This window comes from Neoluteolibacter marinus, from assembly GCF_014904755.1.
Lineage (GTDB): Bacteria > Verrucomicrobiota > Verrucomicrobiia > Verrucomicrobiales > Akkermansiaceae > Haloferula > Haloferula marina.
In genome coordinates this window covers 30,762-46,433 of sequence record NZ_JACZFQ010000056.1, presented here as the reverse complement: position 1 = coordinate 46,433, position 15,672 = coordinate 30,762, and the positions used below count along the sequence as shown (strand labels likewise).

Genomic DNA, 15,672 nt, shown 5'->3' with positions numbered 1-15,672 from the left:
GGGCGGTAAACCGGAATTTCAGGTCGGATGCGGCAAGGGATGCGGGGAGCGTCTAAACTTGGTAGTAGCCCTGCGACGGATCGTATTTCAGTCCCTTCTCCGCGACCCGACCCTGCAGGGCGAGTTTGAAGAACCGCCCTGCACGGACGTTTGTCGTGATCACCTTGCTTTCGAAGTAGCTGTGGGATTCACCCACCCCCTTCGCATTGGAGAAGTTGACATAGACGGCGTTCTTCGCGGTCAGGTTGTAGGGGTAGTGGCCGAGACGGGCCACCTGCTCCTCGCCCGATTTGATTCTCGCGGCGCGGAGGGCGTAGTCGTCCTCGTTGATGGTGATGTAGATCCGGTTGCGCGCCTGGATCTTTTCGACCCACTCCGCGTGACCTTCGTTGTTCACGTCCGCCGCCGCCATGACCACGTTGTCGAAAAGGGTGGCCCGGGCGTGGAAGATCGGCGAGAGGAGGAGATTCTTGAAAAGGTAGTTGCCCATGCTGTGGAACAGCACGTTGACGCTGACGGGGCAGGCCATTTCCATGGTTCTCGCAATGAACTCGTCCCGCTCTTCCTTGTTCATTTGCAACTGCTTGGAATCCTCGATCGCCTTCTCGACCGCCTGGCGGTTCTTTTCGTTGAGAGCGTCGAGATATCTCCAGAGAATCTCGAGAACCCGGTCCAATGCACCAATGGAAGTTCTCGCGTCGCGCTTGTCGCTCTTGTAGCTCACCACTCCCCGGACGCCGCCTCCGTTGGCAGGCCAGCTGAAGGGGATCACCTCGACCTGGTAGTCCTGTTCCAACTGGTGGGCGCGATCGAGGACGGCTTTGAGGTCGTTGTTGAAGCCATGCACGAACAACAGGAAATTCCGCTTGTTCTTGCGGATGCTGTCGAAGGTCTTCAAAGCGACGTATTCGCTCGTGTACTCGCAGAACTCATCGAGGACGCAGTGCCCGAGCTTGTATTTCTTTTTGAGCGTCTCGGTCTCCTTGGCGTAAGTCCCCTCGAGCTTGTCCGGGATGACCTTGACGCTCCAACCCCTGCCCGCCTTGTTCACCTCGAGCATCCTGAGCTCGTTGGGACCCTTCGAATTCACCCGGTCACCCACCTGGGCAATTCCCTTTCCACCATCACTGACTTCCCGGTTCGTAATAACAAACATACATCCCCTGTAAGCGGGATCCGGAGATCAATGACAAGACAATTGAGGAGAAAAAGCGGGTGAAGTTTAATTGGGTCGAGTTGATAATAAGGAATCTTCGACCGGGATTCGCGAGAAAATCCCTATCCCTTTATAAGAAGATCTCGAGGGGGAGTGCCGACGTCGAGCAACCGCGCTTGCCTCGTCTTGGAAGTCGGGCGGATTGGGTTGCGCAGAGGGGCGCCGGGTCGGCCGTTCCGTTCGGGGTGGATGAGCACTTTGTGTCGGCCGGGTGAAGTTGGGGGTCATGAGAGAAGGTCCGGACCAGGATGGTCCGAGGACGGCCTGCGGCAGGATGCCGCAGGCACGGGTGCGGGATGGAATCCCGCGCTCCTTATTGAAGGGGTGTCGGTCCGTGTATATTGGCGTGGAAAACGCCGCTACTCGTCGACCTCCGGTCTCACGATGCGGAAGATGCCGGAGCCCGAGCCATTGTCCGGAAGCGGCAGCGAACGGCGGCCGTCGACGGTGGGCACGACCGTCTCAAGCAGCGACCACTCCATGGATGGGTCCGCCGACTCGATCCGATCCACGAACCCGGAGACCCCGGTCCAACGGAGTACGGCACCGTCTTCGCCGACCTCCACCGTGGGCTGGGCTCGATGCAGCGATCCTTCGCCGAAGGCCGCGTCGGCCCATGCGTTGAAGGCGGCGATCTCGGTGTCCCAAGCCCCGCCCGCGCCGCCCGGGAGCGGCTTGAACTCGAATTCCCAAGGCTCCAGATAGCGGAGGCCCAGCTCCATGGCCTGGGCGAACGCGGCCGCATAGCCTTCTTCGGGAAGCCGCTCGGTTTGATCGGAGCGCGCGATGACCTGCCCGTACAGGTCGCCCGGGAAGTCGCGGAGGAAGCCGAGCAGTCCAGCCTGGTAGTCGGGATTTCCCGAAACCCACCACACCGCGCCACCGACCCGGTGGTCGAGGGCGGGATCGTCCCACAGCTCACCGAGGATCCGCGCCGGGACCGTCGGGCCTCCGTTCACGTCGTGCACCTCGAAGGCGATCGGGTGGGCGGGAAAGGCCGAGGCGAAGGCGAGCGCCGCGCCCTTGCCCGCGGCGACCCATCGCTCGTCGGTATAGCCTGCCATCGCGAAGGCCGCCATGTTCACGCCCTGCAAGTGGCCTTCGATGCCGTTGGAGGTCATCTGGGTGACATAGACCAGCTTCAGTCGCTCGTTTTCCGCGAAGCGGCTGCCGAGCGCCATGGCCAGGGCCGCCAGACGGGTCTGGACCGTGGCATCCCAGAACAACGGCAGCCGGTAGCCGGGCTCGCCGCGGAAAGTGTAGTCGAGATAGGGGACGCCGAGCGTGTCGATGAGCCAGTCGGGACTGCCGACACCGCCGCCGAGGATGGCGAGGCTCCACCCGACCCCTGCCGCTTCCGCGGCCTCGGCCTGGCGGACGATCCCCTCGAACTGAAACACTCCAGGCGAGGGCTCGACGTCCTTCCACGGCACGCGCACGAGAACCCCTCGCAGTCCGGCATGGGCGTAGATCGACGGATCGAGCGCGCCGGAACTCGCGAAGGTGCCCAGCGGCTTCTTTACCCCGGCTGCGGTGAGGTTCGACGAGAGGCACACCATCAACAAGGGCCGGAGGAGTTCGCGAACGGTCATGCCACCGTGCTCCAACCCGCGCCCGGCGGGAAGGTTGTCCAGAGATCACCCCTGAGTGGAGCCGTCTGAGAGGGACCGGTCCCGGAAATCGAAGGTTGCTGGGTAACTGGAGGTTGGTCTTCGTCAGAGTGCGGGCGCAATCCTGCCTTCGAAATTCGGTGCCGCCCCTGTCGACGGGAACCGCTCTTTCCCCTCGATTGCCAGGCCGAAGATGGCGGCCGAAAGAGATCCGACCATCGACTGATCCTTCCGGAACAACTGCCGATTCTCACCGACTGATCCATGCAATTTGAGATCACGTTCAAGGAAAGCCGTCATTGATTGGAGGTTCTCGTGCGTTGCGAAATATCGAGCCACCGTCCCACCGAACTGACCACCTCAATAAGTCGACACTGAGAATCAGCGGCGGATCTGCATTGTGCGAGCGGCACGTCGATCCCGTCGCTGGCTTGAACCTTTCGCAACAGCTCTACGCTCTGCCAGTCACATGTTTCCAACAAGATCCAGAAGACGCGGAAGTTTCCCGCATCCAGCCGCCGCTGGAACGCTGGAATTTCCTTTGTTCTCACGTACTCGGAATTCAGAAAGTTCGGGCTGACCATCAATAGTGCTGCGCTTGAATGCTCGACCCGTTGCAGGAGTTGTGGCTCCCAAGGAAGCCCCTTTTCGATATCCGAATCCACCCAACTCGAGACAAGACCGCTTCGTTCCAAGGGATTCATCAAAGTGCGCAAACGACTCACCCACTCGGCGTCTTTGCGGCTGTAGCTGATAAACAGGGAAGGAGCTGTTCCCAAAGTTCCGCGCGATCTTGAGTCAACGGCAGTCAAAGTATCGACTAAAAGGTTGTCGACCAGGTGAGTCGTCACGCGCAGGGCATCGGCTTCGCTGTTGATCTCACATCCCAAGGCTTCGAACTGCGCCTTCGATATGCCAGGCACGGGTATTAGCTCCCAAAGCCTTACGGTGTTCTTGAAAGCAGTCTCCGCATCTCTACCGGTTCCCCCCAAAGGCAGCCGAGGCAATCCATCATGAAGCGCTCCGAACCAAGCATCGAGTGTTCCCCCCTTCCCTCCAATAAGCACGAGAGCGTCTGCATATCTCTGAGGCTCCAGCCACTCCATGGCCCCGGGACTCGTGCGTTGCATTTTCCCGCACTGGAAGTGAACCTTCCGATCGGGACTTGCGACTTGGATAAGGTACTCATCAGGATTGAGTCCGGCTTCCCGTAAAGTCTCCAAGAACGAGTCGGTAACACAGTGGTCCACGCCATGCCAGGCGCCCGTAACGAGTCCGTACCGACGTTCTGCCAATAGCCGTCCCAAGGCCTTGGCTGCCCACAACTCACTTTTGGGGAGCCTGTATTCTCCTGTTCCGACAACGAGAATCCAACGGCGGGTGACTGCAGACGAATGGGCTCGAGGTGCGTCACTTTCGATTGAGGGGGAATCACTCATGCGAACGGGATCAGTCATACTGTTTGCATGGCTGAGGGCGAGTCCCCTGCTATTCGGAGCTGAAAAGAGTGCCACTGGCAAAAGACGCTCACCCGGGCCTCTAAAGGGTGGAAGCCGGCCGTCTGAAGACCGAACTGGGCTACGTCCGCACCAAGCCCCGCTCCAAGGCCTACCGCAAGACCCTCGAAGCCGAGGTCGAGGCCATGGCCACCTTCCTTGGGCTGCAGAGCGGTTCGTGGGAGATCCGTGGGTAGGGGGAGCGCGCCCGCACGGTGGATGAGGTCACCGCATGGGGTGAAGCTGCCGGAACCGCCGCCGCGGAAAAAAATCGCCGGGGCCTGCTAAGTTTCCGCCGGCGCCCGGCATTCCTCCCCATCGGCACGTCCTGCTCCGGGCGTCGCCGCGCCTTGGAAGCGACCCCAAACCCCTGCCTGTCCCCGGGTTGCCCCCAGGCCACGGCCTTTATTCCGAACCCATGAAACCCATCCGATCCCTCACCATTCCACTCGCCCTCTGGACCGGCATCGCGTGCCTCGCGGCCGCCCCGGCTTCCGCCTCCTCCATCGCCGGCTCCTTCGAGTCCGTACCGCAGGCCGCCCCGGCCTTCGACATCACCGCCCTGGGCGACCTGGACTGGGTCTACTGGGACACCAGCGCTTCGCCCGCCACCGGCGTGCCGACCAATGAGAAATCCGGCGGAACGGCGATCGGCTCGATGACCGCGGTGGGCGGTGGCGATCCTCGCGGATCCTCCAGTGCGACCCGCCCGTTCTCCGATTTCAGCTACAGCGACGGGACCGCCACCGTGTCCGGCACGGCGACCAATCCCAGCGGCCTCTTCAATTCCCAGCTCGGCGCCGCCGGGGTCGGGGCCGGGGTCAGCGTGGGGATCACCCTGCCCACCACCAACAGCTACCAGGTGACGGTGTTCGGGGCGGTCTACCGGGTGGCCTCGGAGTTCCGCGCAAGCCTTCCCGGAGCTCCGGACTACACCAACACCAGCCTGCTCCGCACCACGGGATCCACCAGCGGCGCGGAGAAAACCTCAGGGGCTTTCACCCTGATCGTGACCCCGGACAATCCCGGCGACGTGCTGACGGTCCAGCTCACCGGCGTGACATCCTACGATAACAGCGCCCATGCGGTCATCAGCGGGGTCGCCGTCTCCGAGGTGATCCCTCCGGACCCCTTCCTGGTCCACGACACCATCAACGGCGCGACCGACCTCAACTACGGGCTGGTCTTTTCGATGACGGGTGAAACCGGGACCCGGGTGGTCCGCTACGTCAACGAGGGCGCGACGGAAAACATCTCGCTCGACGGGATCAGCTTCACCGGTGCCGGCGCGGCGGATTTCCTCATCACCGACATCGCCGTGAACGGCGCCGGCGGCCAGTCGCCGCCCGTGGTCCTGGGCCCGGGCGATTACGCGGACATCACGGTCAAGGCGATGCCCGGGGTCACGGGCACGGGCAACACCACTGCCACCCTCCAGGTCACCACCGATGTCCCGGAGCAGGACCAGCTGCTGGCCGCCAGCGCCAATGTCTACGGTTCCGGCGATCTGTTGAACACCAACCCGAGGTTCCTCCAGGTGACCACCTACACGATCTCGTCGGTGCCATACGCGGCGGCCGCGGAGTGGTCCCCGCGCCATGTCCGGGTCGAGCCCGGTCTGGGCGCCTACTCGCCCGCCGCGATCCGCGTGGTCGGCGTCGGCGATCCGTCGGGCCTCCCGATCGGCCACGCCGACCAGGCCTCCGGCATCCCGAACGGATGCGGGGATTTCGAGTCCGTGTTCGTGTTTTCCCCGGTGGCACCCGGCCAGTTCGAGTCCTACGCCGGGGCCGCGGCCGACGGCAGTTTCACCGACCGCACCCTGCAGTATCTGCTCCTGTCCGATGACAACGACGCGCGGGACGGGAATCTCATGACCACGGGTGAGAACGTCATCATCAACCTCTCCTACCTGCCGGACGGCGTCACCACCGGCGGCACGCCGGGCTTCTATGTCTTCGACAGCGTGACCGGCAACTGGCAGCTGGCCATCGCGGTCGATCTCGCCGGATCGTCGGACCTGAACAACGACGGCATCCTCAATGCGGATGACGGCGACGTGCTCCACACCTATCAGGTCAGCGTCAAGGCGAGCGGTCTCGGCACGGTGGACGCCGGGTATGTCGTCCGGGTCAAATCGCCGACGGATCCCGCCGCAGCCGTCACGCTGAGTTCCGGGACGATGGCCTTCTGGCACGGCGCCAGCGGTCAAACCCACACCCTCGCCTCGCACTCGTTCACGACCGCCGACGCCAGCGATTCGAACCTGAGCCCGGGTTACCAGACCCCGTTCTGGCTGGATGCCGCGGCGATCCATGCCTTCGAGAAGCCGGACCCGTCCCTCGCCATCGCGGAAGCGCCCGGGCTGATCTTCTTCGACAGCGACCAGACGACGACCGGCACCACCAGCGTGACGATCCTCAACGACGGTTTCGACGGCGATCTCACCATCACCGCACTCGATCTCGCCGACCCCGCCTTCTCGCTTCCCACGCCACCGGCCCTGCCGGCCGTGCTGCCGCCGGGCGGGGTGTTGACGGTTGATCTCGTCTGGGACTCCAGCCTTGCGGCGCCGGACAATGCCGCCCTCGGCGAGCTGCTCATCACCAGCGATTCCCCCGGCACTCCCCATGCCGTCGAGATCTCCGCCGGCAGCTATTCCGAGTCGAAACTGCTGCCGAACTGGAACTTCGAGGCACCCAGCCCCACCGCCGGGGTCGACTTCCTGTTCTGGGGCGAGGTCGTGCCGCAGAGCACCGTGCCGGTGGCCGGCATCATCCCCGGCTCCAGCCGCGCGGTCGATGTCCGCGGCGGGCGGATCGACGGCGCGACGGGCCTGCAGGCGTCGAATTTCCAGGTCGACATTCCCTTCGCCCTGACCGGCCCGCTGGCCGGCAGCGACCGGCTCTTCCACATGCACCTGTCCACCGCCTCCGGCGCCGGCGTGCAGGATGACGTGAACCTGCGGATCACCTCCGCCTCGGTGGTCCAGACCTACAACGGCAGCGCCTGGGTCAACGTGCCGAACCTCGACCTCTCGGCCACGCCCCTCGCCATCTCCGTGGACGCCGACCTCAACAACAGCTTCAACGACCCCGGCGACACGCTGAAGGTCTACTGGCTGCGTCTCACCGCCAGCGGTTGGGGAACCCCCGCGGCGGATCTCGCGGTGCAATTGTTCGACTCCGACGGCAGCACCTCGCTCGGAGCGTCCGGTGCCCAGACCAACCTGTTCCGCGAGCCTGCCGACGTGCAGGGATTCCTCCTCGACGGGCTCGGCTTCGTCGGGCTCAACGGGGGTCGCTTCGTTGTCGACGACGTCGACGCGCGGGTCGTCGATGCCGGCGAGGGCGTGATCATCACCGGCGTCACCGGCGGCCCGGGTGGCTTCACGATCCATTACGATTCCGGCGGCGCCGCGGTGAACATCGAGCGCTCGGTCGGCGACCTGACCAGCTTCGAGGACATCGCCACCGGCGAAACCTCGGGGACCTACACCGACACCGCCGCCCCGGCGGGCAAGGCGTTCTACCGCGTCTACATTCCCTGAACCATCACGATCCCATCCCCCGGCGCGGACAAAGGAGCCCGCGCCGGGCGAGGACCGGACGTCAGCCAACTGCTTGCCCGGGGATTCCGTTTCTTCCCCGGCGCTCGAGCCATGCGAGCCAGCCAATCCAGGCAAGAACGAAGAGCAGGACGGTGACGAGGTCCGGAATCCGGGTCACTCCGATCCCTTCCTTTCTCCAATGCCGCACCAACGCGGGCGGAGGAATTTCCATGAGTCGCTCAGAGACCAGGCCGGGGGCCGTGCCGTGCCACCCCGTCATGAAGTAGGTTGCCCCGTTCATGCGTGCGAAACCGGCCGAGTGGCTGCCGGTGTCCCAGCCGAAAAGGTAGCGGGGTCCAAAGGATTGCCATGACGCCCAACCGAGGAAGGCCAGGACGATCGCCCCGAACCAGAAGGATTTCCAACGTTGGAGGGGAGGCGGCTTCATCCAACCTTAAACCCACAGCGGCCCTTTCCCGCCTCCCGGAAAAAATCACCGGCCGATCGCCGGCCCGTGCTTCTGCCGGGAGATTCGCCTGCGACGGGTCCTTCTCTGGCGCCGCTCGCGGGGCGTGCTAGGTTGGCCGCACGATGCTCGGCCGACTGTTTCTTCTCTTCATCACCGTTCCCCTGATCGAGCTGGCCCTGTTTCTAACAGTGGGCGAGTGGATCGGCCTGCCGACCACGCTGGCGATCGTGATCCTCACCGGGTTGCTCGGGGCCTGGCTGACCAAATCCCAAGGCCTGCGGGTGCTCCAGGCCTACCGCCAGTCGATGGCCGCAGGACGGCTCCCGCACCAGGAAGTGCTCGAGGGACTGCTGATCCTGGTCGCCGGTGCCGTGCTCCTGACGCCGGGTTTTCTCACCGATGCGATCGGCTTCCTCCTCCTCACGCCGCCGGTCCGCGCTGTCGCGGTCAAGCGGCTCATGCATGCGCTCAAGAGCCGCATCCACCTGGTGGTGCCGGGGATGAACCGGCCGGACAGCCGGGGAGAGCCCCCCGGCGTCCAGCAGGCAGGGAAAGGCGACGTGATCGATGTCGAGGTCGTCGAAGACTAAGCGTGGACGGAGGTGATCGCTGACTTCGCTGCGGTCACCGGCAACGCCACCCTTATCGGGGAAGTTGGGCCGGTTCCGCGATCAGCCCGTCGATGGCGTGCATCACGCCGTTGGCCGACAGGTCGTTCGACATGGTCACGTTGACCTCGCCGATGGTGATCTTGTCGGACTCCACTTTCACGTGGATGAGTTCGCCGGCGTTGGTGAGGTACTCGCCCGTCTTGAAGTCCTCGCCACGGATCAGCTGCGGGATGATGTGGCGCTGGAGAAGGTTGATCAGGAGCGTGCGATTCCCGGGCTTCAAGAGATCATCGAACGATTGGTCGGCCAACTTCTCGAAGGCCGTGTCGGTCGGGGCGAAGACCGTGTAGGGACCCGGTCCGTTCAGCGTCTTGTCGAGACCGGAGGCCTCCAAGGCGGTCTGGAATTTCGAGTAGGCGTCCGAAGTGGCAACCCGCGCGGCGATGGTTTTATCCACGGGAACCACCGGGCGGGGAGGCTCGGCGGGGATGACCGTGCGCTGGACTTCGACCTTGCGGACGACCTCGCCGTTTTCATCGGCCTGGACTTCCACGCTTCTGGTTTCGACCTCGACGGCGGGAGCCGGGGCTTGGGGGGCGGCTTCCTGGGCCAGGGCGGGAGTGAGGGTGGACGCGACGAGGAGCAAAGAGGGAATGGTGCGTTTCATGTGGATCGGTGGGTTGTTCGTTTGCGTGGACACGGCGACTGCCGTGCCGGACGGCTTGGCATCGCAAGCGCCGTGCCGCGGCGGGTTCCGGCCGGACATGGGGCCTCCAATCCTCCCAGCCACGGGCGATTCGCGCCGTCGGCCGGGGCGCGGGGGATTCTCGACGGCAACTCCGGCCGATCGGCATTTCGCGATCCGAATCGCCCTCCGTCATGCAGATTGCGGTCCCCGGATGTCAGGAAGGGGTGGCTCTTCATTTCCGGAATCCGGCTTGGCACCCCGGGGTGCCACAGCGCAGGTTTCCGCCACCTCCATGCACCCACCGGAACGCCCGCAGCCCGTGCAGCCCGACTGTCCTCTGGAACCGATGTTCCGGTTCGTCCGACGCTTCATCGATCCCTCCGAGGACGAGATGAACCTGATGAGGCGCACCAGCTTCGTCCGCTCCTACCGGAAGCACGAGTGGATCAGCCGGTCGTTCGATGCCGACTCTAACACATGCTTCGTCCTGCGCGGCACCGTCGTCCTGTTCCGCAGCTGCGGCGACAAGGAGCTGGTGAGCGAGATCTTCCTCGATGGCGAGCCGGCCATCGCCGGGTTCGCCGATCCAGCGCAGCCGGGCGTGCACCGGCTGAAGTGCCTCGAGGATTGCGAGATCGCCGAGTCGTCCGCGGCGGATGCGGAACGCCACGCCCTCGAGTTCCCCCGCTTCGCGAGCGTCTGCCGCCAGTTCGCGGAAGAGCAGCTCCAGAAGACCATGCGCTGGAACGAGCAGCTCCGCCTCCTTTCCCCCCGCGAGCGCTACGACCAGGTGTTGCGGGATCGCCCGCTGCTCAGCCAGCGGGTCCCCCAGCACGTGCTGGCCAGTTATCTCGGCATCACGCCCGAAACGCTGAGCCGGATCCGCGGCCAGATCGCGGCCGGCGGATCTTGACGCGAATCAATGAAACCGGCGCCGCGGCTTTCCTAGGCTGGCGGGCACATGAAGTTCCCGGTTCTTCCGCTTGTCGTATTCCTGCTCCCCGCCCTCCGCGCCGCCACTTTCTCGCAGAACATCCTGCCGCCCGCCGGGCGGGACTTCAGCGGGAACGTTGCGGCCTCGGGCAATTTCATGGCCGTGTCCGGGGGCGGGCGGGTCTTCTTCTACGAGCGCAACGGCGGCACCTGGGAGATCTTCGCGCGGAAGAACTTCATCACCACCCCGGCGGCAAACGGCGGCGCCTTCGGCACCCGGATCCTGATGCCGGACCGTGACACGCTGGTGGTTTCCGATCCTTCCTTCGATGCGCCGACTCCCGCCGGCGGGACCAATGCCGACCAGGGCGCGGTGTTTGTTTTCGACCGCGATGTCGGTGGCGACAACAACTGGGGGCTCATCCGCCAGATCACCGCAACCGACCACCAGCTCCCGAACGGCAACCTGTCGAAGCGCCTCGGCGAGGCGATGGCGATCGACCACGGCCGGCTCGTCGTCTCCGCCGCGGCGGGGACCGCGATCGGCAATCCGAAGTTCTTCTACGTCTTCGAAAAGGACCGCGGTGGCGCGAACCAATGGGGACAGGTGCCCGGCGCGAAGATGGAGGGCTCGGCGCTCAGCGGGCTTTCCTTCGGCAACGCCGTCGCGATCACCGGCGACCTGATCGTGATCGGCTCCTATCTTGAAAACCGGCAGGCCACCCCCACCTCACCGATCGAGTCGGGCTACGGCGCGCTCTATTTCTTCCGCCGCAACGAGGGCGGCACCGACCACTGGGGCTTGCCCGCCGGGGGACGCCGCTACGCGCCCGACGGGGCACCGGCCGATTTCTTCGGCCACTCGATTTCCCTCTCCGGCGACCGGATGGCCGTCGGCGCCGGGTTCCGCGACCTCTCCCCGACCCAACAGGATGCCGGCACCGTTTACATCCTCGAACGCCACCGCGGCGGAACCGATGCCTGGGGTTTCACCGCGGACCGCATCCATCCACCCGACGCCGCGGCGGGTGATGGGTTCGGTGCCTCTGTCAGGCTGGTGGGCAACCTGCTGGTCGGCTCCTCGCCGGGTGACGACGTGGCGGGCACCAACAACGCCGGATCGGTCAACCTGTTCGTCCGCTCCGCGGGAAGCTGGACGCCCGTACCCGACGGCCGCCTTTCCATCGACACCATCCCGGGCATCACCAAGGTCGACGCCGACCTCGGCCTCGGCATGCACCTCGATGCCCGGCGGCTTTTCCTCTATTGCCGCTACTCGAGCACGGGACGTTTGCTTGCCGACATCGATATCTCCGCCGACTTCCCGCCCGATTCGATCGGTAGTCTGAAGACACTCCCGAACGGCGGACTCAGGTTCCTGGCGGATCAAGCCGGCACCTTCCAGCTGCGCTCCAGCTCCAACCTGCGGGATTGGACCAATGTGGGGGCCACCTTTTCCGCCCTCCCTGGAACTCCGGTGGACTTCCCCAACTCCATCACCCCGGGAGTGCCGCGACGATTCCATCGGATCGAGGAGCGGTGAAGAGGCTCCCGTCCTCCACCCCGCGAGGCGGAAACGAAGCCCAGGGATCACGCCGGCGAATGCGCGGAGCCGGAGGGTTAGAATGCCCCTCGCGAAGCCGGAAAGCGCATCCAAGTTCTCGTCCCGGGTGCCCTCTTCATTCAGGGGGCAACGTTCCAGTCATAGCCCAAGATTCCCATTCCCGTGGGGATGAATGTCTTGTCGTCAATCAAGCTCCACTCGATCCGGGCAGAAGTCTTCCCGCCCGGGATCTTCACCAGGCCCTCATAGCTACCCTTCCGGAACGAAACACGCCGGGTGAAACTTTTGACGGAGCCATCCGCGAACGTGCGTGTCTCCTGCACCGAAACCTTCTGCGCCCATACGTACGATGATCGGCGGTGCAGCAGAAGGGATAACCCGTTTTTGCCAGGGATGGCTTCCACCAACTCCACGGTGTTCTCCACGTCTTCGATCGTCATCTCGGCAACCTCAGCTCCAAGCTTGAGCCCGTACGCACTGTCCGGCGACAGCTCGATTCCAACAAATTCTTCGCCTTCAACAGAGCGATCACTTGGGGCGACGACTCCGAAAGCAACCCGATCGATACCAGCCTTGAAGACCACCTTCCCTTTCAACCTACTGAAATCCTTGCCATTGGTTGCTGAACCATAGGTCGCGTATGAAACCTTGAGCGGACGGCTGAGGTCCCCGGTTCTGATGAAAACAGCCTCTGCCCCGGGGCTTGTCGCCACCGAATCGGATTCCCTGATACTCTTCCGCGTGAAGTAGACCCCAACGGTGGTTTCATCATCGACGATCCTCGCACGAGCCACGTGATCTGGACCTGTTAGATAGCCCTCGCCCTCGGCCAGGACCAGATCGATGGTCTCGTCCCCTTCGGCCAGCACGTCATCCAGCGGCACCAGCGACACAACTGCGGATGCCAGGTTCGCCGGTATGGTCGCCTCCCAGAGCCCATCATTTCCCGGAACAGCTCCCGCGATATCAAAGTCCGAATCCACCGAGGCCCGACCCGAAAGGAAGAATCGAACCAGCAAGGGCTCCGGGCCCGGCAAGTGTCGGGTAATCACAACCGTTGCGGGGTCGGAACCGTTCTCTCTCAACGCCCCTGAAACGTGCAAATCCACTACGGATTCTCCATCCATCACCTGCAATGGAAATCCGGAGGCGCCAAATCCTGTATTGGTCGCAACTTCCCATCCGTCGATCGTGTGCAATGGGGATATCCGGTGTGAAAGCGGCTCGGGCAGGCTGATCGTTTCCCAATACACCGACCCGTCCATTCCATTCAGAAAAACCCGGTCCCGGGTGACTGCGAACAACCGATCCCCGAAAGACGGTATCAAGTGCTCGATGCGATCCGGCACAAAACCGGCTTGCCACATCGCCGCATAGCCGGCCCCCTGATTCTTCACAAATCTCGCCACCTTCCCTTCACTTGTTCCCACCAGGATTCCCTCGGTCCCGAATCTGGTCGCGATGCAGGTGAGATCAGGCACGTTCACCGTCTGCTCAACGATCTTCAGGCCGAGATCGTACACTTCGAATCCAGAACCACCGCAACCCATCACGGCCTCAATCCGACCGTCGGTATCGACATCTGATATGGAGAGGGATACCGGACCATTCCATCCGCCAGGAAATCCAGGCGATCGCCACTGTTCAATCCCCGAGTCGTAGTCAAAGACCATAAGGTAGCTGCTGGTATCCCAGCTCGATCTTTGCCCCGCTAGAATAACCTCGAGATCGCCATCTCCGTCGACATCGAGCACTTCCACCCGTTCCCCGTCATTCGAGTCGCTCAAAAAGTAACCAGGAGGAGTCTTCCACAACCGCTCGAACCCGCCAACGAAGTCGAAGCGAAGAATCTCGGCAACCCGTGATCCACCGCCATCCCCGGTTGCAGCGATCTCGAATCGTCCGTCTCCATCGACATCACAAAGATTCACATCCAGAACATTTGCCCGGAATGAATTATCAAGGAGTGAATCTGAAGCCCCAATCAATGACAGCGTGTTCGAATCGACGACCTGGATCGGACCGCCCCGCCGTTGGTTGTTCACCGATGCAAAAACGTACTCGGGAATGCCGTCCCCGGTGACATCACCTTTGCACACTCCAACAAAAGGTCGTTCGAACGAGAGGCTCGCCCATTCGTCCAACAGCGATGGAATTCCCGTTACGTGGAGTTGGCTCACCTCACTCAGGGTTATGCTTGAACTCCAAGCCAGCTCCAGGGAGCCATCCCCGTCGAGATCCCCGACCGCCATGCCCCAGGTGCGCCGGCCGGGGTTGGAAATCTGCCATTTTTCCGTGAGTCCCCCGCTTCCGATGTCCATCGCATGGAGCATCGGCCCGTTTTGGTCCTGATAAAGCAACTCCTGAGGAGAATCACCGTCCAGATTGGCTAGCCGAAGCGTGCTTGCATTGTACGATGGCTGATACACCCATTTCGTCGATTGAGTATCGACATCAAGGGCCCGGATTTCCCGCGGCGACCCCGAAACGAGGAGTTCTTCCATCCCGTCACCATCCAGATCGGTTACAACGACTTCCCCCCATTGGGTACCGGGCTGCGCCCATTGCACGCTGCGCGTGTCCACATCGATGACCTTGCCTCCGCTGATGGCGATTTCAGATCCGGCATCGGCATCCATCTGCCCGACTGCGACTTTGTAACCACCCGCTCCAGCCACGCGCCAGATCTCGCTGCCACTCAGATCGAAAACGATCAAACTGTCGTACGTCAGGCAGATCAGTTCCATGATGCCATCACCGTCGAGATCTGCAGGATGGAAGGTCCGCAAATTGGTTGCCGTTTGTATCTGGCCTGTCAGTGCCCGGCTGAATGGATCGTAGATTGCCATCGAGCCGTCCGTGTGCCCCAGAATGACCGAAACCACCGAATGATCCGCAGCCCGGATCTCATGAAATCCGACTGGCAAATACCCGGATGTCGGGAACGAAGAATGTACAATTCTATAGTCTCTAGACTCGGGATCATATCTACGCACAGACCAAATCCCGCCCCCTCCATTGGAAGAGTAGAACAGCTCTCGTCCATTCGGGGTATCGAGCGCGAACATCCCAGCTTCGCCGAGATTCTGAGGGCTGTTGGAGTAGTTCCAAATGGATGAAACAGGAGAATCCGCCCGGGAAATCGCAGTCAATGCCCAGCACGCAAAAACCAGAAAGATGGGAAGCTTCATGAAAAACTTGAGGTAACAGCGGTTCTCATCACCGGAAGGGGAAGACAAATTTCTACAAAATCCGGTTATCTGCCGAAAACGGCGACGGCGCATGCCGGACGTCGTTGCGCGATTGGAACGAGGCCTCCGCGAACTTTTCCCAGAAAAGGGTCACCGCCTTGCTCGTCGTTGGTTCCCTGTCCCCCGATGAGATGCGTCCCGTCAAACCGCGGATGGAGCGAGGAGTCCCCTTCAGAAAACGCTGCCGTCTCGCCCGTGGCCGGTGGATTCCGGATCGGCCAACGGCATATCAAGGGCAACGTGCAGTCATTCTCGACCTTCTTCGTGGCTTGGAACGATGTCCG

11 protein-coding genes are annotated in these 15,672 nt (G+C 62.9%); 5 read left to right on the top strand and 6 right to left on the bottom strand.

Going from position 1 to position 15,672, the window contains the following annotated elements; genetic code table 11:
- Positions 1–52 precede the first annotated feature (52 nt).
- The 3 genes from IG178_RS12385 to IG178_RS12375 all read right to left on the bottom strand — a co-directional run bounded on the left by IG178_RS12385 (position 53) and on the right by IG178_RS12375 (position 3,932).
- Positions 53–1,090: an alpha/beta hydrolase gene (locus tag IG178_RS12385; protein ID WP_193212872.1), complete on the bottom strand. Its 1,038-nt coding sequence runs from the start codon at positions 1,088–1,090 to the stop codon at positions 53–55.
- A 485-nt stretch (positions 1,091–1,575) separates the two neighbouring features.
- Positions 1,576–2,808, bottom strand: coding sequence for a hypothetical protein (locus IG178_RS12380; protein WP_193212871.1), 1,233 nt, complete (start codon positions 2,806–2,808; stop codon positions 1,576–1,578).
- Positions 2,809–3,122: 314 nt separating this feature from the next.
- Positions 3,123–3,932, bottom strand: coding sequence for a toll/interleukin-1 receptor domain-containing protein (locus IG178_RS12375; protein ID WP_193212870.1), 810 nt, complete (start codon positions 3,930–3,932; stop codon positions 3,123–3,125).
- Between the two features lie 440 nt (positions 3,933–4,372).
- Here IG178_RS12375 and IG178_RS12370 point away from each other — a divergent pair, with 440 nt between their 5' ends.
- The gene (locus IG178_RS12370; RefSeq protein ID WP_193212869.1) at positions 4,373–4,519 is read left to right on the top strand and encodes a hypothetical protein; all 147 of its coding nucleotides are present in this window, start codon (positions 4,373–4,375) and stop codon (positions 4,517–4,519) included.
- A gap of 221 nt (positions 4,520–4,740) precedes the next feature.
- A complete protein-coding gene (locus tag IG178_RS12365) occupies positions 4,741–7,872 on the top strand; it encodes a hypothetical protein (protein ID WP_193212868.1) in 3,132 nt (1,043 codons plus the stop codon).
- A gap of 61 nt (positions 7,873–7,933) precedes the next feature.
- On the opposite strand, the gene IG178_RS12360 is transcribed toward IG178_RS12365, so the two are convergent.
- Positions 7,934–8,320: a hypothetical protein gene (locus IG178_RS12360; protein ID WP_193212867.1), complete on the bottom strand. Its 387-nt coding sequence runs from the start codon at positions 8,318–8,320 to the stop codon at positions 7,934–7,936.
- Positions 8,321–8,463: 143 nt separating this feature from the next.
- On the opposite strand from IG178_RS12360, the gene IG178_RS12355 reads away from it, so the two are divergent.
- The gene (locus tag IG178_RS12355) at positions 8,464–8,931 is read left to right on the top strand and encodes an FxsA family protein (protein ID WP_193212866.1); all 468 of its coding nucleotides are present in this window, start codon (positions 8,464–8,466) and stop codon (positions 8,929–8,931) included.
- A gap of 52 nt (positions 8,932–8,983) precedes the next feature.
- Here the strand turns inward: IG178_RS12355 and IG178_RS12350 are convergent, their stop codons facing one another.
- On the bottom strand, positions 8,984–9,619 hold the full coding sequence (locus IG178_RS12350; RefSeq protein ID WP_193212865.1) for a fasciclin domain-containing protein: 636 nt from the start codon (positions 9,617–9,619) through the stop codon (positions 8,984–8,986).
- A 367-nt stretch (positions 9,620–9,986) separates the two neighbouring features.
- Between IG178_RS12350 and IG178_RS12345 the strand changes: the two genes are divergently transcribed.
- A complete protein-coding gene (locus tag IG178_RS12345) occupies positions 9,987–10,553 on the top strand; it encodes a Crp/Fnr family transcriptional regulator (protein WP_193212864.1) in 567 nt (188 codons plus the stop codon).
- Positions 10,554–10,601: 48 nt separating this feature from the next.
- Positions 10,602–12,116: an FG-GAP repeat protein gene (locus IG178_RS12340; RefSeq protein ID WP_193212863.1), complete on the top strand. Its 1,515-nt coding sequence runs from the start codon at positions 10,602–10,604 to the stop codon at positions 12,114–12,116.
- Positions 12,117–12,256: 140 nt separating this feature from the next.
- On the opposite strand, the gene IG178_RS12335 is transcribed toward IG178_RS12340, so the two are convergent.
- Entirely contained in the window at positions 12,257–15,328 is a 3,072-nt protein-coding gene (locus tag IG178_RS12335) for an FG-GAP-like repeat-containing protein (protein WP_193212862.1), read from the bottom strand.
- Positions 15,329–15,672: the final 344 nt, after the last annotated feature.